Here is a 22831-nt window from a genome sequence, read left to right on the forward strand (position 1 = left end):
CCCTGCCGACGTGCCTGCCGAGCCCGAAACGGATCCAGCGTCCTCTGCTCTCGAGACCAGCGAAGCGGATCAGCAGTCCATCAAAATGACGTGCAGGGTACGAGGGCCGTGGACGCCTTCGACCCGGCTCAGCTCGATGTCGCTCGTCGCGCTGGGGCCACTGATCCAGGTGAGCGGGCGCCCGGCGCGCACGGCGTCGCCCAGCCGGGCGACGGCCTCGGGGACGTCGCTGACCACCTGATCGGCCCGGACCAGGCAGATGTGCAGGTCGGGGACGAGGCTGAGCGCCCGGCGTCCTTGCCCCGGCGCGTGGTCAAGCACAATCGTCCCGGTCTCGGCGATGCCGACGGCGGCGTCGGTGATCACCGCCGACGTCGTGTCGAGTTCGGCATGGGAGAGAAGGGGATTGTCGCGATGGACGCTCAGGTCGCCGACATCGGCCAGCCACTCCCCCGGTATGCCGCTCGGCGCCACCACGCTGGTGGCGTGGTGATCGCGCAGCGCCGCCCCGATCGCTCCCGCGACCGCGTCCCCGGGGATGCGCACCACGGCGGCCTTGTAGTCCTCGACCCGCTCGACGAACCGGCCGAGGACGTCCGGCATCTCGGTCGGCTGGCCATATTCCCAGGCGGCGACGGCGGGTGCGCCGTTGTCGCCACGCAGCGCGGCCAGCTCGGCACGCTCCTCCTCGACGGCGCGGTTGGCCTCCCGGATGCGCGTGAGGATCGCCTCCCGGCTGCTCATGAGCGGCCACCCTCGTGCTCGCGCTTCCACCAGTCCCGGAACGACTCGGCCGGCGGTGCCGGCAGGTCACGGGCCTTGGACCATTTCGACATCGGCCAGGGCAGCGCGCCGATCCGACCCGACTTCGGCATCACCCGGTTGGACGCCGAGGCGAGCTTTTGCACGGCGGTCAGCCGGCGCGCATCGGCCATCATCCAGCTGGCGCCGGCAAAGATCGCCTGGTTGGCGCCCGGCACGCGAGCGTGCGACTTCTTCTTCTCGACGACCTCGTGCCGCAGTTGGACGAGCAGCTCGGGGAGGTCGATGCGGACCGGGCAGACCTCGAAGCACGCGCCGCACAGGCTGGAGGCATAGGGCAGCGAGGCGTCGATGTCGCTGGTGATGCCGCGCAACTGCGGGGTCAACACGGCACCGATCGGCCCGGGATAGACCGAGCCGTAGGCGTGCCCACCGACCCGCTCATAGACGGGGCAGATGTTCAGGCAGGCCGAGCAGCGGATGCAGCGCAGCGCGGCCCGCCCGTGCAGGTGGGCAAGCGCCTCGGTGCGCCCGTTGTCGATGAGCACGACATGCACGTCGTGCGGCCCGTCACCGCTGGCGCCGCCGGTCCACATCGAGGTGTAGGGGTTCATCCGCTCGCCGGTGCTGCTGCGCGGCAACAGCTGGAGGAAGACCTCCAGGTCGGCGACCGTCGGTAGGATCTTTTCGATCCCAACGACCGAGATCAGCGTCTCGGGCAGGGTCAGGCACATCCGCCCATTGCCCTCGGACTCAACCACCACCAGGGTGCCGGTCTCTGCGACAGCGAAATTCGCCCCCGAGATGGCGACCTTGGCGCGGAGGAACTTCTCCCGCAAGTGGATTCGGGCGGCGCCGGCAAGGTCATGCGGCTCGTCCGAGATGTCGCTCGGCGCCGCGGTGCCGTAGCGGCCCATCTCCTCCAAGAAGATCTCGCGGACCTCGGAGCGGTTGCGGTGGATCGCCGGGACGAGGATGTGGCTCGGCCGGTCATGGCCCAGTTGGACGATCAACTCGGCGAGATCGGTCTCCCAGGCGGCGATCCCGGCCTCTTCGAGCGCCTCGTTCAGGTCGATCTCCTGGGTGGCCATCGACTTGACCTTGACTACCTCGTCGACTCCGGTGGCCTGCACGAGCTGGGTGACGATCCGGTTGGCCTCGGCGGCATCGCTGGCCCAGTGGACGGTCCCGCCGGCCTTGGTGAACTGCTCCTCGAACTGCACGAGATAGCGATCGAGGTGGGCGAGGACGTCGTTCTTGATCGCCTCTCCCGCGCGGCGCAGATCCTCCCAGCCGGGGACCTCGCCGACGACGGCCGCCCGTTTGGCCCGGATGGTCCCGGTCGCGTGCCGCAGGTTGCGCCGCTGCTGGGTGTTGGCCAGCGCCTCTCGGGCGCCGAATCGGAAGGCGGGCATCCCGAGGAAGGTTGCCTCCGGCGGGGCCGGCGTGCGCCGCTGCCGGGTGGAAGCGGCGGTGGCGGGTGTGGTCGCGCGTGTCATGAGTGCGCTCCTTCGGTGGCAGCGAGGATCTCCGCGAGGTGGATCGGCCGAATCCCGGAATTGAGCCGGCTCAAAATCCCGCCAATGTGCATCAGACAGGAATTGTCGCCGGTGACAACATATTCGGCGCCAGTCTCCATCACGTGGGTGGCCTTGTCGGCGCCCATAGCGACGGACACGTCCGGGTTTTTGACCGAGAACGTGCCGCCGAAGCCGCAGCACTGCTCGGCGGCCGGCAGCGGCACGAGCGTGAGTCCGCGGACCGCCTCAAGCAGCCGGAACGGGCGGTCGCCGACCTTGGCCACCCGAACCGAGTGGCAGGTCGGGTGATAGGTGACCCGGTGGGGGAAGTAGGCGCCGACGTCGGTGACGCCGAGGACGTCGACCAGGAACTCGCTCAGGTCGAGCGTCCGCGCCGTCACCGCGCGCACCTTCTCCACGAGCGCCCGATCACCCGTGCGCTCGGCAAGCATCGGGTGCTGATCACGCACCGAGCCCACGCACGAGCCCGACGGTGCGACGACATAGTCGTATGCCGCGAACACGTCCGCATAGTTGCGCACCGTCGGCAGTGCCTCGTCGAAGAAGCCGGTGTTGGTGAACATTTGCCCACAACAGGTCTGTCCGAGAGGGAATTCCACGGTGCAGCCGAGCCGCTCCAGGAGCCCGACGACCGCCTTCGGAGTCTGCGGGAACATCGTGTCGTTAATGCAGGTCGCAAACAGCGCAACGGTTTTGCCCGCCCCGGGCGCCGAGACGGTCATGGCAGCATCCCCGACAGGACGGTCGACTGGAGGCCGATGAGCAGGCAGAGGACGACCAGCAACCCGATGCTCCAGCCGACGACCTTGCGGAAAATCAGCGACTCCTGGCCGAGCAGCCCGACCGCAGTCGCCGCGATCGTCAGGTTCTGCGGGCTGATCATCTTGCCCACCACCCCACCGGAGGTGTTCGCCGCCACGAGCAGCGTCGGATCGATACCCGCCTTGGCGGCGGCGGTCTGTTGCAGCGTGGCAAAGAGCGCGTTCGCGCTGGTGTCGGAGCCGGTGACCGCAGTGCCGATCCAGCCGAGGATTGGCGAGAGGAAGGCGAACGCGGCACCGGTGCCGGCGATCCAGGTGCCGATCGTGATCGTCTGTCCGGAAAGGTTCATGACATACGCGAGCGCGAGGACCGAGGCGATGGTGAGCATCGAGAACCGCATCTTGTGAACCGTTGCTCCGAATTCCGCGGCTGCCTTGCCCAACGGAACCCGATAGACAAGCGCGATGATGATGCCGCAGATCAACAGCAAGGTGCCCGGCGAGGACAGCCACTGGAAGTTGTAGACCGTGGAACTGACCGGCTTTCCCGCCTTGTTGAGGATCTCCCCGTCCAGCCCCGGCCAATGGATCTTGCGGTCGGTGCCGGCCAGGAAGTCCTTGAGCGGCGTCCACAGCTTGGCCAGGGAGAAAACCACGATGACAAGCAGATAGGGGAACAATGCCATCGCGATCCGGCCCGCCGTGATCCGTTGCGCGACAGCGGCCTTGGTGATTGTCGAGACGCCCCCGGCCCCGCCGGCGTCGGGGTCGGTCAGGCCGAGTTCGGCGTGCTCCCGATCCAGTTCTGCATGGAGCCGCTCGTGGGCTTCCGCCTGTCCGGCCGGCTTCCACACCTGCAGCAGCAACACGCCGGCCGCCAGACCGACCAGGGAGGCGATGATGTCGGTCAGCTCAACCGAAATGTGGTTGGAACTGATGAACTGGGCGATCCCGAAGCTGATCCCGACGGTGAGGGCGACCGGCCAGGTCTGCTTGAGGCCGCGAACGCCGTCGGCGAGGTAGACGAGCAGCAATGGGACGAACGAGGCGAGCAGCGGGGTTTGCCGCCCGACATAGGCGCCGATGTCGTGATAGTCGATCCCGGTCAGGTTGCCGGCCGTGATGATCGGGATAGCGATCGCGCCGAAGGCCACAGGCGCGGTGTTGGCCAGCAGCACGATCATCGCCGCCCGCAGCGCGGAGAACCCGACCGCCATCAGCATGACGCCGGTGATGGCAACGGGGGCGCCGAAGCCGGCAAGGGCCTCCATCAACCCGCCGAAACAGAAGGCGATGAGGATCGCTGTGACCCGCGGGTCATCCGAGACGAGGTTGAACGTCTCACGCAGGTCCTCGAAGCGGCCGCTGATCACCGTCACCTGATAAAGCCAGATCGCGGTCAACACGATCCAGGTGATCGGAAAGAGCCCAAAAACCGCTCCCTCGGTTGCCGATAGCAGCGCGAGGCCGGCCGGCATCCGGAAGGCCAGAACCGCCACAAGAATGGCGACGGCGAGCGAGGTCAGCCCGGCAACGTGCGCCTTCCAGCGCAACCCACCGAGAGTGACAAAGATGGTCGCCAGCGGCAACAGCGCAATGAGCGCGCTGAGCCACAGGCTGCCGCCCACCGCCGTGGGGTTGGGGGTGTATGCCGCGGTCATCGCGACCTGCCTCCTTGCGTGATCGGTGAACGGGATTCTGCGACAAGCTCGTCGAGCAGTTCGAGGACATGGCGATAGGGACGTCCGGTCGCCCGGCTCATCCCGATCTCGCACGTCCGGTTGGTCGAGACATAGGCGTCGTATGCCGCGCGGCTCACCTCCGCGGCCTCCCGGCGGGTCGCCGATGCGGTCAACTCCGGATGGAGCAGGCCCCGGTCACCGGCAAACGCACAGCAGCCGGCGTCATCGGGGACGACCACACGATCGGCGCACGCCTGCGCGATCGCCAGCAGGTGCGGGATATCGCCGGCGTGCTGGTCGGAGCACGTCGGGTGAACCACGACCGACCCGACCCGGCGGGTCAGCGTCAGCCCGGGAAGCACCCGGGTCGCAACAAAGCGAGTGCTGTCCATGATGTCCAGCCCAGCCACCTGTTGCGCGAGCACGTGCTCACCTGCCGCCGCCAAGTCGGCGGCCAGGCTATGCAGCCCATGCGTGCACGAACTCGCCTCGGCGACGACGGGAACCGCGCCACCGCGGGTCGCCGTCAGCAGCGCGGTCGCGGTCGCGATCGCCATCGTGCGCAGCCCATCGGTCAATCCCTTGCTGCGCCAAACGGTTCCGCAGCAGAGGGACTCCAAACCCACGGGTAGCTGAGCGCGCACCCCGGCGGCATCGCAGAGCCGGAGGAAGGCAAAGGCGGCCCCCCGCGGCACCGAATCGGCGGCCGTCGGGTCGGGAGATGCAGCAGCGGCGAAGAGCTCGCCCATACAGGAGGCAAAGAAGACCACATCGCCCGGCTCGTGGCGTGCCGACGTCCGGCGGCTCACCCCCGGCCCGGGCAGGTCGTCCCCGACGAGCGGAATGAGATCGGGCGATGCAAACTCGCGGGCGGTCTGCGTCGCCGCGGTCAACACGGCGACGGGAAGGTGTTCCGCCACGCCGATTCCGCAGCGAAGGGCGGTGAGGGTCGTGGCCCAGTTCTCGGCGAGCCCGTCGGCGACGCGTTGGGCGATGACCGGCTGGGCGTCGTGTCGTTTCCGCTTCATCACCTTCCCGGTGTCGATGCCGACCGGGCAGGAGAGCAAGCAGAGGGAGTCGGCGGCGCAGGTCTCGACCGCGGCATACGTGAAGTCGGGTGAGAGCTCCTCGCGGCGGGTTGTGTCGGCGGCCTGCAGCTCTCGCATGAGGACGATCCGCTGACGCGGCGTCGTCGTCACGTCCTTTGCCGGACAGGCGGGTTCGCAATATCCGCATTCGACACACCGGTCGATGTCGGCATCGACGATCTCGGGGATCTTCAGGTCCTTGAGGTGCTGGTCGTGGTCGTCGGTGACGATGACGCCGGGATTGAGGACGCCGCCGGGGTCGAAGAGCCGCTTGATCTCGCGGATCACGGCATAGAGTTCCGGCCCATATTGCCGCTCGACGTAGGGTGCCATGATCCGGCCGGTCCCATGCTCGGCCTTAAGCGAACCATCCGCCGCGAGAACGAGATCGACGAGATCATCGCTGAACGCGGCATACCGCTCAAGCTGGGCCGGGTCGCGCAGATCGGGGTTGATCATGAAGTGCAGGTTGGCATCCTTGGCGTGGCCGAAGATCACCGTGTCTCCGTAGCCGTGGCGTCCGCACAGTTCCTGCAGGTCACCGACCAGGCCGGTCAGCGCCGGCATCGGCACGACGACGTCCTCCAGCAGCGCGGTCGAGCCGGCCGGGCGTGCCCCGGCGACCGCGGTGTAGAGGCCCTTGCGCACCTGCCAGCGGACCGCGCGCTCGGCGGGGTCGCTGGTGAACTCGACCGGGTGGCCGAGGTCGGTGAGTCCGCCGAGGCCCGCCACGACGGCGCCGAGCCGGGCCAGACGTTCACCCAGCTCTTCCGGGCTGTCGGCTTGAGCCTCCACGAGCAAGGCCGTATGCCGCTCGACCGCCAACTCCCGCAGCGACGGCACGGTGACCGGCAGGCGCTGCGCGACCCGGAGCGAGCTGGCGTCGAGCAGTTCGGCAGTCGCCGTCCCGGCGGCCACCAGGGCCGGGAGCGCTTCGGTTGCCCGGCCGATGTCGTCGAAGACGAGGAAGGCGGTGCCCGCGTGCGCGTACAGGGGGACGGTGTTGAACGTCGCCTCGACGAGAAAACCGAGCGTGCCCTCGGAGCCGATCATCAGGTGGGCGAGGATCTGCGTCGCGGTGTCGTAGTCGAGGAAGGCGTTGAGCCCGTAGCCCATCGTGTTCTTCATCGCGAACAAATGCCGGATCCGCTCGACCGATGTGGGATTGCCGCGGACGCGGTCGCGCAGGGCGAGCAGGCCGGCATACAGCTGCGGCTCGAGCGTGCGCAGCCGGTCGTCGGCGTCGGGTGCAGCGGTGTCGATGCGGGTCCCGGACACCAGCACGACCTGCATGCCGCCGAGCGTCCGGTAGGTGTTGGCCGTCGTCCCGCACGTCATCCCGGAGGAGTTGTTCGCGACCACGCCCCCGATCGTGCAGGCGATCTCGCTGGCGGGATCGGGGCCAAGGAGGCGCCCATAAGGCCGCAACCGAGTGTTCACTGCGCGGACGGTTGCCCCCGGCTGGCAGCGCACCCGGGCTCCGTTGTCGAGCACCTCGATCTCGCGGAAGCAGCGCCGGGTGTCGATGAGCAGGCCATCGGTGACCGCCTGGCCCGACAACGACGTCCCACCGGAGCGGAAGGTGACCGATCGACCGGCCGCGGCCGCAACCGCCACCGCGGCGGCGACATCCTGGGCGCCTCGGGCGACAACCACCGCGGCCGGCTCAAGGAGGTAGTGGGAGGCATCGTGGGCCAGCCGAGCCCGGTCCAGCAACCGGTCGCTGACGTGCTCCGCGCCGAGAACCTCTTGCAGCCGGTGGACGAATGCGCCTCCTTCCGCCGACCTCGACTCGCTGGGCATCATCGCTCCTGACGTGGGTAGTAACCGCACGCTAGGGTCGTTCGCCGATCTGGTCAACCGCGGCACGCACCCGAGGCGAGACGCGTCGCACGTGCTCAGGGGTGGGTGGCCTCGTCAGCGGCCGAGGCCGACCTGCTCGCGAAGTCGGGCGCGGGTGTCGCCGACACGTTGCGCGACCTCCGGATCGGACATTCGCATGCCCTTGCCCAAGATCGTCTGGTCGTGCAGGGTGCCGTCGGCCAGGTTCTTGCGGATAACCACTCGCGCTTGACGGGCCCCGACCGGCACGCTCTCGCTCAACACGACGGAGGCCTGCACCCGCTCCCGGAAGGCGGCGAGCAACCCGCTGGCGTTCCGGAACACCCATTGCTGCGGTCGGGAGCCGTCGACCCAGGTGATCGTCAGCGTGAAGTGGTCGTGATCCCACGACCCGGTGTCGACCAGATGCCACGGCCGCGCGAGCACCTCACCGGCGGCCGGAACGGCATACAGCCGAGCGGTGCCGACCGCCACCCAGGTGCCGTCGGTGTCCTGCGCGCTGGCGAGGATCCGCTCCCGCGGGAGCAACCCGAGAGCCGCTCGTATGGCGTCGGGGATCTCCCCGGTGCGCTCCGAGCGGCGCAACGAAAATGCCATCAGGACATCCCTTCTCGCAGATCGGCGAGTTGCCGTTGCAGCCCGGACAGGTCGGCCGAGACCGCCCGGACCTCGCCGGCGTCGACGTGCGGGTCGGCGCTGAGCCGGCGAATGAGCGAGAGGGCATCCTCGATCTGACGGCGCAGAGCGGACTCACGCACCCGTCCCAACAAGGCATCGACATAGCGCGCCTCGGGCAGGCCGGTCGCCGCGTCGACGGTGGTGGGCAACGGCGCCACCGAGAGTTCGGTGATCAATGGCTGCGCGCTCAACGGGGCGTTGGCGGCGGCCGCGTCGACCCAGCCGGCCAGCGTCATCCCCGGAGCGGCCTCGATCCGGCGGATCGCGTCATAGACCACGCCGTGCGCAACGGCAACGAAGGAGGAGGAACCGATGCCCTCCAATGCGTCCCCCGTGACCATGCTGGGGAACTGCAGCAGCACCTGCAGCAGTTGGCGCTCGGCAACGGCCAGGGGGTTGCGCAGGTTGGGCCGGGGCAGCGCCGCGGCCAATTCGGCGGCGCTCGGCTGGACGTGGGCCTCGTCCACGTCACCCGGTCGGCCGCGGTCGGTCCGCTCCTCCCGAGAGCCCCGGGAACGATCACCGTCAGACAGGGTACCCGCGCGTTTGGCCGACGCGGCCAGTTGGTCGACCTCGACGCCGATCCAGCCGGCGACGGTGCGCAGGTATTCGGGGCGCAACGCCGGGTCTTTGATGCTGTTGATAACGGGGGCAACGGCTTTCATAGCTTGCACCCGCCCCTCGGCAGTGGCGAGATTCTGCCGGGCGAGCAGCGTGCGCACGACGAACTCGAACATCGGGACGGCCTCCTCGACGAGATGGGCGACGGCGGCCGGGCCCTTGCGCAGCCGCAGGTCGCACGGGTCCATCCCGTCGGCGGCGACCGCGACATAGGACTGGGCCGTCCAGCGCTGATCCTCCTCGAAGGCCTTCATCGCCGCCTTCTGCCCGGCCGCGTCGCCGTCGAAGGTGAAGACGATCTTGGCCGGCTCCAGACCGGGCTCGTCGCGCATCAGCCGGCGTAACAGCTTGATGTGGTCGACGCCGAACGCCGTGCCGCACGTGGCCACGGCGCCGTCCACGCCGGAGAGCTGGGCCGCCATCACGTCGGTATATCCCTCTACGACAACGGCTTTGCGCTGAGTGGAGATGGCCTTCTTGGCCAGGTCGATGCCATAGAGGACCTGCGACTTCTTGTAGATCGTCGTCTCGGTGGTGTTGAGGTATTTGGCCTCGATCCGGTCGTCGGTGAACAGCCGCCGGGCGCCGAAGCCGATCGTGTCGCCGGAGGTGTCGCGGATCGGCCACATCAGCCGCCCGCGGAAGCGGTCGTAGAGCCCCCGGGAGCCGCGCCCGACCAGCCCGGCCGCGGTCATCTCGTCCTCGGTGAAGCCGCGCCCGCGCAGCAGCGTGGCCAGTTCCTCCCCGCCGCGCGGGGAGTAGCCGACACCGAACTGCAGCGCGGCGGCGCGGTCGAAGTCGCGCTCGCGCAGGAAATCCCGGGCCGCGCGGCTGTCGGGACGGCCATCGAGTAGCCGTTCGGCATAGAACTCCTGGGCGATCCGGTGCGCCTCGATCAGCCGCGTGCGCCGGCCGATCCCCTCGCCCGGGCCGGGACCACCGCCCTCTTCGCGACGCAGTTCCATCCCCAACCGGCCGGCCAATCGCTCGATCGCCTCGACGAACGTCAGGTGGTCGACCTTCTCGACGAAGGCGACGACGTCCCCGCCCTCGCCGCACCCGAAGCAGTGGAAGGTGCCGACCGCATCGCGAACGGTGAACGACGGCGTCTTCTCGTCGTGGAAGGGGCACAACCCCTTCAGGGTGCCCACGCCGGCCGGCCGCAGCGTGACGTGATCGCGCACGATGTCGACGATCGAGGTGCGTTCCTTGACGAGCGCGATGTCCTCGGCCCGGATCCGGCCGGCCACGATCCACGCTCCTTCCCGCTGCGCTGGTGGCGTTGCCCCACTCTAAACGGACCTCGCCCCCGCCGGGCGCGGCCTATCCACAGGTCTTGTCACCCGCACGTCACAGCAATTGCCAGGCATGCCCGATCGCCCAGGCCCGCAGATCGCTCAGGCTGGCGACCTGGTCGGCAATCACCCGCAGCCGCTCGTCATCGCTGCCCGCCGCGGCGAAGTCGGCTTGCCGCTCGACGTCCAGCCGGCCCGGCTCCTCCAGGTAGGCGGCGACGAGTGCGGCGATCAGCTCGCGTTGGCGGGTGAGCTGACCGCGGCGCTCATCGGCATACATGACGAAGTGCGCAGCGACCGCCTTGAGCACCGCACACTCGGCACGGGTGGCGTCCGGGACGACGAGGCGGGCGGCATATCGGACGAGCGGGCCCGGCCCGAAGCGCTCCCGGGTGGCCTGCTCGGAGGCGAGCACGAAGCGGCCGATCAGTCGCGAGGTCATGTCCTTCAGCGCGGCCAGATCCTCCCGCGTCCCGGCGTATGCCGCGGGCACAACTCCCAGCGCGAGCAGCCGCTCCAGCGCGGCCCCGAGGGCGTCGGCGCCCAGGTCGGGCGCATAGGCCCCCTGCGCGACAGCGAGAACCGCGGCGGCCTCCCCGGGGTCACGCAGCCGGCGGGGGTCGAGCCGGCGCGAGGCGATCGCGTCCTCGACGTCGTGGACCGAATAGGCCACGTCGTCCGACCAGTCCATGACATCGGCCTCGAGGCAGCGCTCACCGTTGGGGCGTCCGTCACGCATCCACTTGAACACCTCGACGTCGTCGTCATAGACACCGAATTTGACACTGTCGGCGAGAAATCCGCGGCACCACGGGTACTTCGTCGCCGAATCGAGGCTAGCCCGAGTCAGATTGAGGCCAGCGGAACGGCCGTCAGGGCGAGATCGCTTGGCCTCCAACCGGGTCAGGATGCGCAGCGACTGGGCGTTGCCCTCGAAGCCGCCAATCGCGCCGCACAGCTCGTCCAGTGCTCGCTCCCCGTTGTGGCCGAACGGCGGATGGCCGAGATCGTGCGCCAGGCAGGCCGTCTCGACCACGTCGGCGTTGCAGCCGAGCGCGGCCCCGAACTCCCGCCCGATCTGTCCCACCTCTAAGGAGTGGGTGAGCCGATTGCGGACAAAATCGTCGCTGTCGGGTGCGACGACCTGGGTTTTGGCGGCCAAGCGCCGCAACGACGCCGAGTGGATCAGCCGGCCGCGGTCGCGGGCGAAATCGTCACGGTCGCTGCGTTTGTGGGCCGGATCCTCGGCAACCCAGCGCTCGCGGTCGGCAGCCAGATAGCCGTCGCCAGCCGGGCTCACTCCGGGTCACCGAGCCCGAGCCTTGACCGGTTCTTGGCGACCCAACCCGGTTCCTCACCATAGCGCTGCGGTTTGATCAGCTGTCCTTGGGCGCTGTCCGCGATCAGTTGATCGATGCGCCGATCGCGGGTGGTCGACTGCTTGGCGCTGAGCACCCAGTGCACAGCCAGCCTGCGATAGCTCGCCGGGGCGAGCTCGAACCATTGCGCCGCAACAGCTTCCGACGCCAGACGCGCGGCATACTCGGGCGGTAGAACCCCCTGGCCCTGCTCGTAGGCATAGATCCCCGACTTCTCGGGGGTGCGCGCCTCGTATGCCGCGAGGCCGGCAGGCTGCATCCGTCCCGCCGCGATCAACCGCTCGGCGTGGGCGATGTTCACCTCACTCCACACGCTCCCGCGGCGCCGCGGCGTCCAGCGCTGCCGGGAGGTGTCGGCGTCGATCCGTTGAGACACCGAATCGATCCAGCCGAAGCACAACGCCTCAGGCACCGCCTCGGCCCACATCAGCCCTCGATCGGCAACGTGCTTCTTGCGCAACCCCATCCACAGCTCGCTCGCGCTGTCGTGGTTGGCGGCCAGCCAGGCCCGGAATTCCTCGGGACCGGAGAAGAACAGTGCCGGACGCTCGCGCGTGCCCCCGGGCTGGCCGATCCTCGCGTTCACGGCTCCCACTGTGCCAGACGCGTCCTAGCCGCCGGAGACGGACAACTCGGCCTCGGCGACGAGGGCCGCCTGGGCGGGTGTGAGATCGGGGCTGTCCAGCCACCCCTCCGGCAGCACCACGCGGCGCGGTGACCCCGCGCGACCACGCTGGCCCTCGGCGTCCCGCCCCGGCCACGGCACGGTGGGGTCGAGTTCGCCGAGCAGGGCGTCCAACGCGGCCAGCGAATCGACGAGCGCCAGGCTATTGCGCACTGCCGATCCGGCGGGAAAACCCTTGAGATACCAGGCGATATGCTTGCGGATGTCGCGACACCCGCGCAGCTCGTCGCCATAAAACTCCACGAGGTATACCGCGTGCCGGCGCAGCGTCGCGGCCACCTCACCGAGGCTCGGCTGCACCCGGGCCGCCGAGCCGGCAAAGGCCGCGGCGAGGTCGGTGAACAGCCAGGGCCGGCCGAGGCAGCCGCGACCGACGACCACCCCGTCGCAGCCGGTCCGGGCCACCATGTCCAGCGCATCCTCGGCCGACCAGATGTCGCCATTGCCGAGCACCGGGATCGTGCGGACGGCCTCCTTGAGCCGGGCGATCAGGCTCCAGTCGGCCTGCCCCGAATACGCTTGCGCCACCGTGCGCGCATGCACGCCGACCGCGGCCGCGCCGGCGCCCTCGGCGATCCGCCCGGCGTCGAGATAGGTCAGGTGATCGGCGTCGATCCCGAGGCGCATCTTGACGGTGACCGGAACGGCATACGGACTCGCCTCGCGCACGGCAGCACGCACGATCGCAGCAAAGAGATCGCGCTTCCACGGGAGGGCTCCCCCGCCGCCCTTGCGGGTCACCTTGGGGACCGGGCAGCCGAAGTTGAGGTCGATGTGGTCGGCGCGGTCCTCGGTGACGAGCATCCGGACGGCGGCGGCGGTCGTCGCCGGGTCGACGCTATAGAGCTGCACCGACCGGGGCCGCTCCCCCGGGTCGTGCTCGATCAGCCGCAGCGTCTCCGGGTGCCGCTCGACAAGTGCACGAGCGGTGACCATCTCGTTGACATACAGAGCGTCCGCCCCACTCGCGCCCACCGTCCCGAATTCGCGGCACAGCCGCCGGAAGGCGCGATTGGTGATGCCGGCCATCGGGGCGAGGACGACCGGCGAGGCGATCGTCAACCCTCCCAACTGCAGCGGTGGCAGCACGGTGGGTGAGCAGGCGAGCGTGGTCATGGCGGCATCGATTCTCCCATCCCCGCGGCGCCGCCCGGTGTGCTTGGCTTAGGACATGTCGGTGCTGATCACCGTGCCCGAGCTGGCGGCGTGGCTGGCCGATCCTGCCCGGGCGAGCGGGCTGGTCCTGCTCGACGTCCAATTTCGGCTCTCCCATCCGCGCCTGCCCGCCGGGCCCTCCGGGAGTCAGCTGTATGCCGAAGCGCACCTTCCCGGAGCGCGGTTCGTCGATCTCGACTCGGTCTTGGCGGATCCGCCGGGACCGCGCGGGCGGCATCCGCTGCCGGACATGGAGCGGCTGCAGGCGGCGCTGCGCGATCTCGGTGTCGACGACGACTCGGTGATCGTCACCTACGACGAGGGCAATGCGATGAGCGCTGCCCGTGCCTGGTGGGTGGTCTCCTATGCCGGTCTGTCGGGCGTCCGCGTCCTCGACGGCGGCCTGGCGGCGTGGCGCGCCGCCGGGCTCCAGGTGACCGCTGCGGTGCCGTCCGCGGCCGAGCCTGGCACGGTGACGGTGCGCCCCGGTGGCCTGCCCGTCCTCGACGCGGATGCTGCCGGCGAGCTGGCGCGCACCGGTCTATTGCTGGATGCCCGCTCGCCCGAGCGCTACGCCGGCCGCAGCGAGCCGATCGACCCCGTGGCCGGGCACATTCCCGGTGCCGCAAATGCCCCGATGAGCGACTACGTCGCCGACGACGGCCGCTTCCTCGGCCGGGAGAAGCTGCACGGCTATTTCGCCGACCTCGGCGCCTTCGACCATGCCCGAGTCGGCGTCTATTGCGGCAGCGGCATCACCGCCGCGCACCTGGCACTGGCGTTGCGCGAGATCGGCATTCCCGCGGCACTGTATGCGGGATCGTGGAGTGAATGGGTCGCCGACCCGGCGCGCCCGGTGGCGACCGGTGGGAACCCGTGACCGATCCGGAGCCGATGATCAGGACGCCGACATCACGGCAAGGACGTGAGCGTCGCCGCCGACGATCGTGCTCTCTCGCGAAAGCTGGCCGGTGATCGTGTTCCACCGCACGAGCTGGTCCTGCGTGCCTCGCAGCCTGACGAGGACCTCGCTCCCGCTGGCCCAGCCGACCGGCGCCACGCATCCCGGGCAGCGCACCTGCGCATCGGTCTGCGGGGAGTCGATGAGCAGTTCCTTGCGATTCGGGCTATCCCCGCTCACGGCGACCACGCCGATCAGCGCCCGAGGCAGAGTTGCCGGCAGGATTGCCTCGGTGCTCGGTCGCACTGCCGCGGTGGCCCAGCCGCTGAGGCTCGAGTAGGTCGGGCCCACTACCCCGGCGATCGGGAGCGGATAGCCCTGTCGCCCGGTCAGTTTCGCCCGGGCACTCCACGTCGACAACATGGGGACCGGCGTGCCCGCCTGGTCCTCGATCGCCAGCTGGTAATACCCGCCGGGGGCCCGCTCGGTCAGCCGGCGCGTCGTGCCGGTCGTGATGTCGACATAGAGGCGCTCGTGCTCGCCGACGAGCACGATGCCCTCGTCACCCGGCGTCCAGGCGCCGTCGAGGACCTCGAAGCCAACGTGCGCCCGCGGCGCGTGGCTGGCCGGATCGGGCTCGTCGACCGTGAGCACGACGAGCCCCCCGTTCTCGACATAGAAGAGCCGGCTCCCGTCGGCCGCGATCGCCCGCGCGGGCAGCCGCACTCCCCAACCGTGGCCACTTGCCGCGGATTGCGGGTTGTGCGGCAACGTGTATCGGGCCCCGTCGGCGAGGAGGACGACGACGTCCACCTGATCGGTCCAGGCCCCAACGATGCGCTCTCCCCTCAGCCCGCGCCCTGGCATCGGGGGAGCCTCGCCGGTCAGATCCAGCTCCGCCGGGAGGAACGAATGCTCGGCGCGCGGCAGCGCCGCTAGCCTCGCGTCGTCGGGAAGCAGGACCAGGCGCGTGCCGGTTCGCCGGTCACGAACCGGCGGCGACAACACCACAGACGTCGTGGAGCCGAGCGACGGGCTCGGTGACGGGCCGGGTGTGGGTCGCACCGGGTCGTCGCCAACCACGGTTGACACCGCGTAAACACAACCCGCGATGGCGAGAACTCCGAGCGCCGCGGCGACCCGGATGCGCGGAGGCGTCCGATCCGTTTCGCGCGCACGCGCGACAGCACCCGCGCTGCTCGATTCGGCATCGTCTCCGACCGCGGGCGTGGCGCTCCCGTCGACCGGCCAGGACTCGTCCCGTGCCGGCGACGCCCGACCACGGCCCGGTGGATCGTTTCGCCCCGTCACAGGGCTACGGTACGGGTGCATTAGGGTTGCCCGACGTGTCCACACCGCAGCCGAGCAGCCTGAACGAGCGCCTCATCGCCGGCCTGAACCGGGTGCCGCGCGCCGTTCCGGTGCTCGCGGTGCTGGCCCTGCTGGCCGTGGGGGCGTTTGTCCCGACGTTTGGCTGGATCGCCACCGCGTTGGTCGTGCTCTTCCTCGCCTGGATGCTGCAGGTGAGCTGGCCGCGTCTGGCCGGGGTCGAGCGGCTGATGCGGGTGGCGGTCATCGCGTTCGTGGCGATGATCGCGATCATCCAGTCGCGGCCTCGGGGCTGACCTGGTCGTCGAGCAGCTCGGCCGGATCGATACCGGTCAGCCGCAGATCCTCGGCGCTGAGCGGCCAGTTCCTGGGCGTCGGATACCAGCGTTGCAGGCTGCGCGGCGAGCGGAACGGGTGCCACTGCTCGACCGGCTGGGCAAGCCGATCGGCCACCGCCCACAAGGCCGCTGGATTGTGCCCCATACCGATGTGACTCGCCTTGACCTCGATGTTCTCCGAGGTGCCATAGAGGTCGTTGAGACACGCCTGCCACGGCACGATCCCGTCGGTGCGCGAATAGATCGACGTCGTCGGCACCGGCATCGGGTCGCGTAGGTGCTCCTGCTCGGGCAGGTCGAACTCGTCCTCCGACACGTGCAGGTGGCTATAGCGTTCCAGGAGCAGCGAGGCGTAGGTGTCGGTCCGCTTCATCAGGCGAAACGGGGAGGCCAGAGTGACCACCTGTCGGACGCGCTCGGGATAGGCCCGGGCCAGCTGCCGGGCATACAACCCCCCAAGGCTCCACCCGACCAGGGAGATCTGCCCGTGCTCGTCGGTGAGCGTCTCCAGCGTCACCCGCATCGCGTCGACGATCTCGCGGGTCGGACCGATGTTTCGACCGTTGCCCCACCCGTGCGGCTGGTATTCCAGCGACGCGAGATACTTGCGCAGGATCGCGGTCGAATAGTCGCTGGTCATCAGGCCGGGCAGGACGAGCACGTGGTGGCCGTCGCCGTGGCGGGCCCGTCGCAGGACTCGTTGGAACGCGGCATACTCCCCAATCTCCCCCGCCATTCGCGGGACCTCGACGAGGCCTTGAACCAACGATGGCCGCATGGAGCCAGTATGCGGTGTTTCCCGTTCAAAATGGTTACTAATCGGTTGCGTTCCGTCGGCGGGTCGTATCGAACTGGTCACGTTGAGAAGTAGCAGCATGACCAGGAGAGACCGGGGAACCCGGTGGTCGGGCGGATCGGGCACCCCTAGAGCGACCCGTATGGGCAGCGGTTGACCAGCTTCGGCGGGCTGAGGGGTCAGCGTCCGGGCCAGTTGGACGGCGCATAGGACCAGCCGAGGAAGCTTCCGCCGCGGCCGGGGACCGGGGTGTAGGTCACCTGAACCGTGGGGTTGCCCATACCGCCGGAGACGAAGCTGCCGTCACCGCGGGAGACCTCGACGTGGCCGTAGCCCTGGTCCGCCGAACTCCTGCTGAAAACCAGCGCTCCCTTGGGGATTCCAGTCGAGTTGTAATGCATCATGCCCGCGTTTTGGAGCGCGTAGAACGCGGAGATCGCCGAGCCATAACGACCCGAGGTGCCATAGGCGTTCTCGGCGAACCGCTCGCACAGGAAGGCGTAGGACTGCGAGCCCACCATCGAGTTCGCCCACGCCACGGCCCGATCCTCACGGCTGGAGGTCCCGCAGGTGGGGGCGACGGGGTTCGCCGTGCCCGTGTAGACCCAGGCGTCCGAGACGTAGCCGGACTTGCCCGCATAGGACGTGTGGTCCCACAGCGTCGTCGTGCCGTAAGGCCCGCTGACCGCGGCGCCGGTGATCGTGCAGTCGATGGAGATGTAGGTGTTGACCGGGATGCAGGCGAGCACGCCGTATCCGCTGCTCGGTCCGGTCCGAAGGTTGAGACAGGGTGAGGCGATGATCTTGCCGCTGCCCGCCGCGAAGGCGGGACTCGCGGTCCCGACGACCGCCGGAGCCGCGAGGAAGCCGGCGACCGCGAGGGCGCTGACAGCACGGCGGGTAAAATGGCGCGTGGACATGGGTGATACTTCCTTTGCAGGAGAAGGGACTCGCCCGACCGGGTTCCGTCCTGCTTCCCGGCCAGGCCGCCGATAGCTTCGGCGTGATCTGATCGTCTCCCCGAACTGGGCGACGATCAATGGGTCGCCCCACCCGCTCTCGGGGTGGCCAAACCCACTGACGGGTATCGGGGTTCAAGGCCGAACGACCGTTTGACTGCGGCGCAGGTGTGGCGCCGCGTCGGTCAGCGATTGGCGCCGGTCAGCTCCCCGGACGGTCTGGCGCGTCGACCGCCCCGCCGTAACGCCGCTCGCGAGCCACATACGTGTCGATCGCCTGCCACAGGTGGCGGCGATCGAAGTCGGGCCACAGTGTGTCGAGGAAGACCATCTCGGCATATGCGCTCTGCCACAACAAGAAGTTGGACGTGCGCTGCTCGCCGGAGGAGCGGACGAAGAGGTCGACGTCGGGCATTTCTGGCTCGGGCAGGTGGCGGGCGAGCGTGCGTTCATCGACCGAGCCGGGCTTGAGCTTGCCCGCAGCGGCGAGCTCGGCGATTCGGCGGGCGGCGTCGGCGATCTCGGCGCGGCCGCCGTAGTTGACGCAGAAATACAGCGTCAGTCCGGTGTTGGCCGCGGTCAGCTCCTGGGCGATCTCCAGTTCCTTGATGACCGAGCCCCACAGCCGCGGCCGGCGCCCGACCCACCGCATCCGGACCCCCCACTCGTGCAATTGGTCACGCCGGCGGCGGATCACGTCGCGGTTAAAGCCCATCAGGAAGCGCACCTCCTCGGGCGAGCGCTTCCAGTTCTCGGTCGAGAAGGCGTAGGCCGACAGGTGCGTGACGCCGACCTCGATCGCCCCGGCAACGACGTCGAGCAGCGCGGCCTCGCCGGCCTCGTGGCCCTTGGTGCGCGGCAGGCCGCGCTGGTTGGCCCAGCGGCCGTTGCCGTCCATGACAATCGCCACGTGAGCGGGCAGTGCGGCGCGGGGGTGGTGGGGCGGGTGGGCGCCGCTGGGGTGGGGGAAGGGGGGTTTCATCCGGTCACGCTCGTTCGTTCGCCGCGATTGGGGGCCGTGGCGTTGCGGTCGGTCGGAGCTTCGCGCTCGACGTGCGGGAGCGAGCGCAGGCCGCGCTCGAGGTGCCACTGGACGAAGGCGGCGGTCAGGCCGCTGCCTTCGCGGCGGTGTTGCGGCGCGCTGGCGTCGGCGGTGTGCCAGTCGCCGGTGAGCAGCGCAGCGAGCAGCGCCATCGTCGCGCGCGCGGGGGCCGCCGACCCGGGCGGCCGGCAGGACGGGCAGACCGCTCCCCCGCTGGCGATGTTGAACGCCAGCTGCGGCCCGGGGTCCCCACAACGGGCGCAGTCGTGGAAGCTCGGGGCCCAGCCGGCGATGGCGAGCGATCGCAACAAAAAGGCGTCCAGGACGAGCCCAGGGTCGTGCTCCCCGCTCGCGAGCGCCGCGAGCGCGCCCCCGAGCAGGTGGTACTGCTGGACCATCGGCAGGCGCTCCTCGGCGATCCGGTCGGCGGCCTCGAGCACGGTGGCGAGCATCGTGTAGGCGCGATAGTCGCGGGCGATCTGCTCCCCATACGACTGGATGGTCTCGGCCTGCGTGACGGTGTCGAGATTGCGGCCCTCGTAGCACTGCAGGTCCACGATCATCCCCGGCTCCAGGCGCGCCCCGAAGCGGCTCTTGGTCCGGCGCACGCCCTTGGCGACCACCCGGATCTTGCCCCGCTCGCGGGCCAGCACGGTGATGATCCGGTCGGCCTCGGCGAGCTTGTGCGTGCGCAGCACGATCGCCTGGTCGCGATAGGTCGGCACTGGCCTAGTGTCCCTCACGGCCGACCCGAGCGGGCCGCGCCGGATCCGTCGGGCGCGTCTTTTCGGACAAAATTTCGAGGATGCCGTATGCTGCTGCCGTGCCCCTGCAAGATGTCCTCGACTTCGGCGACCCGCCCGTTGCCGGCGCCGGGCCGTTCGCGGACCTGGCCGGCGGCGCGATGCGCACCGAGCTGACGCTCGGCGCGTGGGTCGACGTCGCGCCGGGCTGGGTGCGCGACGGGGACGAGCTGTTCGAGCGGCTGGCCGACGACGTGCCCTGGCAGGCCGAGCGGCGCCCGATGTACGACAACATCGTCTACATCCCCCGGCTGACCTGTTTCTATACCGAGCGCGACCAGTGGCCGCACCCGCTGCTGGGCAAGGCGTGCCGCCTGATCAGCGAGCACTACCTGCCGGTCCTCGGCGAACCGCTCGTCACCGCGGGCTTGTGTCTTTATCGCGATGGCGCCGATTCGGTTGCCTGGCATGGTGACCGGATCGGCCGCTCGCGCTATCAGGACACGATCGTGGCGATCGTCTCGCTCGGCGCCACGCGCACGCTCGCGCTGCGCCCGCGTGGCGGCGGCCGATCGGTGCGGTTGACCGCCGGGCACGGTGACCTGATCGTCATGGGCGGCTCCTGCCAGCGCACCTGGGAGCACGCCATTCTCAAGACGACCGAGCGCGTCGGGCCGCGGATGTCGATCCAGTTCCGGCCCGCCGGAGTGCGCTGAGCGCACCGATCACCGGCTAGACCGATCAGCGGCGAGGTTGCACTAATCTGGGCCCCTTCGATAGGAGTCCGCGTTGGTCGCGATCGCGTCAGGTCCCCCGATTCGGGACGGGCTTGCCCGGCATCGCCGCGCGTTGGTCCGGACTGCCCAGGTCGGGCTGGTCGCGGCCATCGGCTGGTTCCTCGTGCGCCCCCAGCTGGCCGCGGTCGACCTCGCTAGCCTGCGGGCCGCCGACCGGGGGTGGCTGGCCCTCGCCGCACTCGCCGCTGGGTTGTCGATGCTGTCACTTACCCTCCTGACCGTGCGGCTGCTGCCGCCGGTGGGTCGCCCGGCCTGGTCGCGGGTAGCCCGCAGCGACGTCTCGGCGCTCGCGCTCGGGCGCAGCGTCCCCAATGGCGGCGCGGTCGGCATCGCGGTCAACCTGCGGTTGCTGGCCGACCAAGGCGTCACGGTGCGCGATGCCACGGTGAGCAAACTCGCGCAAGGCATCGGGTCGGGGATGGTCTTGCATCTGCTGATCCTGCTCGGATTGGCCGGCTCGGCTCTCGCCGGCGCCTGGGCCCCGTGGGGCTGGCTGCCCCTGGTGACATCGGCCGCCTTCCTCGGTTTCGGCGCGGTGGTGCTGACGGCCGCCGGCCGGCCACGGATGTGGGCAGTGCTCGGCAGCGGCCTGTCCCGAATGCCGCGCGTCGGCACACGCCTCGGGGCAGCGGTCGCTGGTGTCGGGCAGGCCGAGGCGATCGGCCACCTACGGGCGAGCACCGCGACGCCGCGGCGTGCGGCACCGATGCTGGGGTGCAGCATCGGGATCTGGGTCGGGGATGCGCTCGCGCTGTGGGCCGCGCTGCGCGCGTTCGGCGTCCACGCCGGACTGCTCGCCCTGCTCGTTGCGTATGCCGCCCAATCGGTCAGCGGCTGGGTCCCGATCACTCCCGGTGGCGTCGGCATCGCCGAAGTGATGATGATCCCCGCGCTCGTCGCCCTCGGCGGCGCCGAGCCCGCCGTGGCCGGCGGCATCGTGGCCTGGCGGGTGGTCGCCTATTGGCTGCCGATCCCGTTGGGCGTGCTCGCCTATGCCTCTTTGACCTGGCGTCGGCCACGCCATTGAGCACACCTACTCATTCCGCCAGCACGAGAGCGGAGGATCATGAGAGGTATGGAGGCTCGCCTGACTGACAGGAATCGCACCGGGGCTCCCGTGCGGGACATGGTCACCGCACTGGTCCAATCCGGCATCATCGCGCCCGAGGACGCCCCTTCGGCCGTCACCATCGTGGAGCGCCGCCTCGGCGCCTCCGCACCTGCGGCGACCGGATCCCGCATCGCCGCCGAAATCGCCGGCTATGTCGGCGGCATCCTGGTCATCGCGGCCGGCGCGGTGTTCATCGCGGCCAGTTGGAATGACATGGGCCTGGCCACCCGCTGCATCAGCCTGCTTCTCGGTGCGCTCGTGCTGGCCATCGCCGCGATCCTCACCCGGACCACGCTCTCCCACAACGCGACCGCTGCCGACCGCGCGGTGCGGCGACGCTTGGCGGGAGCCTTCGGCATCGGGGCGGCGGCGCTCGTTGCCGGAACTGTGGGGGTCTATCTGGACCAGCAGGTCGAGCCGATGTCGCAGCACGTCGAGCTGGTGCCGTTCGCGGCATACGGCAGCTTCACGATCTTGGCGCTGGCCGCCTATCTGTTCGCACCGAGCGTCCCCGGCCAGGTCGCCACCGGCATCGGCGCGGTCATCGCGATCTTCAGCGGCTCCAGCCTCGTGCTCGACCGGCCGGAGCTGTTGCACACCATCCTGCTCCTCGGTCTGGGCATCGGCTGGCTGGCTCTGGCCGAGACCCGGCGCTGGCACGAGGTGGAGACCGGCCGGGTCGTCGGCGCCGCGATCACGCTGATCGGTGCCCAATCGGCCGCCTTCGGGCCCAACCACGCCGGGCTGGCGTATCTGCTGCTCGCGGTCGTCGGCTGCGTCGCGTTCGCCGTGTACGCCCGATTCCGTGCCTGGTCCTATCTGGCGATGGGTGTGATTGGCCTGACCCTGGCCGCCACCGAGTCGGCGGTCGACTACATCGAGAGCGGGGTCGGCGCCGCCGCCGGGCTGCTCATCGCGGGCGCGATGCTGTTGGCGACCAGTCTCTTTGCGATGCGCCTGCGCCGGGCATCCACCCCGCCCGCGCCCGACTGAGATTGCCGGATCGCCGGATTTCCCGCGCTGGATGGGTCGCTCACCCCATTGACAGCCCGTCCGCGCCTGGCCAGATTTGGAGCTAGGGCCGGCCTTGGAGTTACCGGAACCCCGGCGGCCCCGCGTAGCCAGGAGGTCAGGCAATGGCGAGGGGAAATCGGGTCAGCACGACAGCACTAGTCGCCGGGACCGGGATGCTGGCCGCTGTCGGGCTGGCCGGTCCAGCCCAGGCCGGAGATGATGCCCGCTATCACGCCGAGCGCTACGTCAAGGTGGTCGGCTCCACGGCGGCACGTGCGGTCTGACCGAAGCCGGCGCCGTCCGTTGCTGGGG

21 protein-coding genes are annotated in these 22831 nt (G+C 69.7%); 6 read left to right on the top strand and 15 right to left on the bottom strand.

All coding sequences use genetic code 11. The features are described 5' to 3' along the window. Nucleotides 1-69 precede the first annotated feature (69 nt). The 10 genes from V9G19_RS27790 to dusB form a co-directional block, all read right to left on the bottom strand. The gene (locus tag V9G19_RS27790) at nt 70-744 is read right to left on the bottom strand and encodes a LutC/YkgG family protein (protein ID WP_462288616.1); all 675 of its coding nucleotides are present in this window, start codon (nt 742-744) and stop codon (nt 70-72) included. After that, the gene (locus V9G19_RS27795; protein ID WP_462288617.1) at nt 741-2261 is read right to left on the bottom strand and encodes a LutB/LldF family L-lactate oxidation iron-sulfur protein; all 1521 of its coding nucleotides are present in this window, start codon (nt 2259-2261) and stop codon (nt 741-743) included. The genes V9G19_RS27790 and V9G19_RS27795 overlap by 4 nt, the downstream gene beginning before the upstream one ends. Next, nucleotides 2258-3025, bottom strand: a complete 768-nt coding sequence (locus V9G19_RS27800; RefSeq protein WP_462288618.1) for a (Fe-S)-binding protein — start codon at nt 3023-3025, stop codon at nt 2258-2260. Before V9G19_RS27800 ends, V9G19_RS27795 begins: the two co-directional genes overlap by 4 nt. Further along, nucleotides 3022-4725 (bottom strand): L-lactate permease, encoded by a 1704-nt coding sequence (locus V9G19_RS27805; protein ID WP_462288619.1) that lies wholly within the window; start codon nt 4723-4725, stop codon nt 3022-3024. The genes V9G19_RS27800 and V9G19_RS27805 overlap by 4 nt, the downstream gene beginning before the upstream one ends. Further along, nucleotides 4722-7637: an FAD-binding and (Fe-S)-binding domain-containing protein gene (locus V9G19_RS27810; RefSeq protein WP_462288620.1), complete on the bottom strand. Its 2916-nt coding sequence runs from the start codon at nt 7635-7637 to the stop codon at nt 4722-4724. Before V9G19_RS27810 ends, V9G19_RS27805 begins: the two co-directional genes overlap by 4 nt. Before the next feature lie 114 nt (nt 7638-7751). Continuing rightward, nucleotides 7752-8273 carry a hypothetical protein gene (locus V9G19_RS27815; RefSeq protein ID WP_462288621.1) on the bottom strand — a complete coding sequence of 174 codons (522 nt, stop codon included), beginning with the start codon at nt 8271-8273 and terminating at the stop codon, nt 7752-7754. Further along, nucleotides 8273-10225 carry a DNA primase gene (gene dnaG, locus V9G19_RS27820; protein ID WP_462288622.1) on the bottom strand — a complete coding sequence of 651 codons (1953 nt, stop codon included), beginning with the start codon at nt 10223-10225 and terminating at the stop codon, nt 8273-8275. Before dnaG ends, V9G19_RS27815 begins: the two co-directional genes overlap by 1 nt. A gap of 100 nt (nt 10226-10325) precedes the next feature. Beyond that, entirely contained in the window at nt 10326-11570 is a 1245-nt protein-coding gene (locus V9G19_RS27825) for a deoxyguanosinetriphosphate triphosphohydrolase (RefSeq protein ID WP_462288623.1), read from the bottom strand. Beyond that, a complete protein-coding gene (locus V9G19_RS27830) occupies nt 11567-12235 on the bottom strand; it encodes a YdeI/OmpD-associated family protein (protein ID WP_462288624.1) in 669 nt (222 codons plus the stop codon). The genes V9G19_RS27825 and V9G19_RS27830 overlap by 4 nt, the downstream gene beginning before the upstream one ends. A gap of 24 nt (nt 12236-12259) precedes the next feature. Next, on the bottom strand, nt 12260-13450 hold the full coding sequence (gene dusB / locus V9G19_RS27835; protein WP_462288625.1) for a tRNA dihydrouridine synthase DusB: 1191 nt from the start codon (nt 13448-13450) through the stop codon (nt 12260-12262). A 55-nt stretch (nt 13451-13505) separates the two neighbouring features. Between dusB and V9G19_RS27840 the strand changes: the two genes are divergently transcribed. Then, nucleotides 13506-14369 (top strand): sulfurtransferase, encoded by an 864-nt coding sequence (locus tag V9G19_RS27840; protein WP_462288626.1) that lies wholly within the window; start codon nt 13506-13508, stop codon nt 14367-14369. Between the two features lie 18 nt (nt 14370-14387). Here V9G19_RS27840 and V9G19_RS27845 read toward each other — a convergent pair whose 3' ends face one another. Continuing rightward, on the bottom strand, nt 14388-15482 hold the full coding sequence (locus tag V9G19_RS27845) for a hypothetical protein (RefSeq protein ID WP_462288627.1): 1095 nt from the start codon (nt 15480-15482) through the stop codon (nt 14388-14390). A gap of 170 nt (nt 15483-15652) precedes the next feature. On the opposite strand from V9G19_RS27845, the gene V9G19_RS27850 reads away from it, so the two are divergent. Next, a complete protein-coding gene (locus tag V9G19_RS27850) occupies nt 15653-16015 on the top strand; it encodes a DUF6703 family protein (RefSeq protein WP_462288628.1) in 363 nt (120 codons plus the stop codon). Here the strand turns inward: V9G19_RS27850 and V9G19_RS27855 are convergent. The 4 genes from V9G19_RS27855 to recO all read right to left on the bottom strand — a co-directional run bounded on the left by V9G19_RS27855 (nt 15990) and on the right by recO (nt 19579). After that, the gene (locus V9G19_RS27855) at nt 15990-16835 is read right to left on the bottom strand and encodes an esterase/lipase family protein (RefSeq protein ID WP_462288629.1); all 846 of its coding nucleotides are present in this window, start codon (nt 16833-16835) and stop codon (nt 15990-15992) included. The two genes, V9G19_RS27850 and V9G19_RS27855, sit on opposite strands and share 26 nt — an antisense overlap. A 197-nt stretch (nt 16836-17032) precedes the next feature. Continuing rightward, on the bottom strand, nt 17033-17773 hold the full coding sequence (locus tag V9G19_RS27860) for an SH3 domain-containing protein (RefSeq protein ID WP_462288630.1): 741 nt from the start codon (nt 17771-17773) through the stop codon (nt 17033-17035). Between the two features lie 241 nt (nt 17774-18014). Then, entirely contained in the window at nt 18015-18794 is a 780-nt protein-coding gene (locus V9G19_RS27865; RefSeq protein ID WP_462288631.1) for an isoprenyl transferase, read from the bottom strand. Further along, nucleotides 18791-19579, bottom strand: coding sequence for a DNA repair protein RecO (recO, locus tag V9G19_RS27870; protein ID WP_462288632.1), 789 nt, complete (start codon nt 19577-19579; stop codon nt 18791-18793). Before recO ends, V9G19_RS27865 begins: the two co-directional genes overlap by 4 nt. A gap of 104 nt (nt 19580-19683) precedes the next feature. Between recO and V9G19_RS27875 the strand changes: the two genes are divergently transcribed. The 4 genes from V9G19_RS27875 to V9G19_RS27890 all read left to right on the top strand — a co-directional run bounded on the left by V9G19_RS27875 (nt 19684) and on the right by V9G19_RS27890 (nt 22803). Further along, nucleotides 19684-20313 carry an alpha-ketoglutarate-dependent dioxygenase AlkB gene (locus tag V9G19_RS27875; RefSeq protein WP_462288718.1) on the top strand — a complete coding sequence of 210 codons (630 nt, stop codon included), beginning with the start codon at nt 19684-19686 and terminating at the stop codon, nt 20311-20313. Nucleotides 20314-20386: 73 nt separating this feature from the next. Then, nucleotides 20387-21421 (top strand): lysylphosphatidylglycerol synthase transmembrane domain-containing protein, encoded by a 1035-nt coding sequence (locus tag V9G19_RS27880; RefSeq protein WP_462288633.1) that lies wholly within the window; start codon nt 20387-20389, stop codon nt 21419-21421. 99 nt (nt 21422-21520) lie between these two features. Then, on the top strand, nt 21521-22498 hold the full coding sequence (locus tag V9G19_RS27885; RefSeq protein ID WP_462288634.1) for a hypothetical protein: 978 nt from the start codon (nt 21521-21523) through the stop codon (nt 22496-22498). Nucleotides 22499-22641: 143 nt separating this feature from the next. After that, entirely contained in the window at nt 22642-22803 is a 162-nt protein-coding gene (locus V9G19_RS27890) for a hypothetical protein (RefSeq protein ID WP_462288635.1), read from the top strand. Nucleotides 22804-22831 lie beyond the last annotated feature (28 nt).

Source organism: Nostocoides sp. (assembly GCF_037045025.1).
Lineage (GTDB): Bacteria > Actinomycetota > Actinomycetes > Actinomycetales > Dermatophilaceae > Nostocoides_A.

Excerpts from the sequence above, each read along its gene's own strand:
- V9G19_RS27790 (WP_462288616.1), bottom strand. The coding sequence starts at position 744 with ATGAGCAGCCGGGAGGCGATCCTCACGCGCATCCGGGAGGCCAACCGC.
- V9G19_RS27795 (WP_462288617.1), bottom strand. The coding sequence starts at position 2,261 with ATGACACGCGCGACCACACCCGCCACCGCCGCTTCCACCCGGCAGCGG.
- V9G19_RS27800 (WP_462288618.1), bottom strand. The coding sequence starts at position 3,025 with ATGACCGTCTCGGCGCCCGGGGCGGGCAAAACCGTTGCGCTGTTTGCG.
- V9G19_RS27805 (WP_462288619.1), bottom strand. The coding sequence starts at position 4,725 with ATGACCGCGGCATACACCCCCAACCCCACGGCGGTGGGCGGCAGCCTG.
- V9G19_RS27810 (WP_462288620.1), bottom strand. The coding sequence starts at position 7,637 with ATGCCCAGCGAGTCGAGGTCGGCGGAAGGAGGCGCATTCGTCCACCGG.
- V9G19_RS27815 (WP_462288621.1), bottom strand. The coding sequence starts at position 8,273 with ATGGCATTTTCGTTGCGCCGCTCGGAGCGCACCGGGGAGATCCCCGAC.
- dusB (WP_462288625.1), bottom strand. The coding sequence starts at position 13,450 with ATGACCACGCTCGCCTGCTCACCCACCGTGCTGCCACCGCTGCAGTTG.
- V9G19_RS27840 (WP_462288626.1), top strand. The coding sequence starts at position 13,506 with ATGTCGGTGCTGATCACCGTGCCCGAGCTGGCGGCGTGGCTGGCCGAT.
- V9G19_RS27855 (WP_462288629.1), bottom strand. The coding sequence starts at position 16,835 with ATGCGGCCATCGTTGGTTCAAGGCCTCGTCGAGGTCCCGCGAATGGCG.
- V9G19_RS27860 (WP_462288630.1), bottom strand. The coding sequence starts at position 17,773 with ATGTCCACGCGCCATTTTACCCGCCGTGCTGTCAGCGCCCTCGCGGTC.
- V9G19_RS27865 (WP_462288631.1), bottom strand. The coding sequence starts at position 18,794 with ATGAAACCCCCCTTCCCCCACCCCAGCGGCGCCCACCCGCCCCACCAC.
- V9G19_RS27885 (WP_462288634.1), top strand. The coding sequence starts at position 21,521 with ATGGTCACCGCACTGGTCCAATCCGGCATCATCGCGCCCGAGGACGCC.
- V9G19_RS27890 (WP_462288635.1), top strand. The coding sequence starts at position 22,642 with ATGGCGAGGGGAAATCGGGTCAGCACGACAGCACTAGTCGCCGGGACC.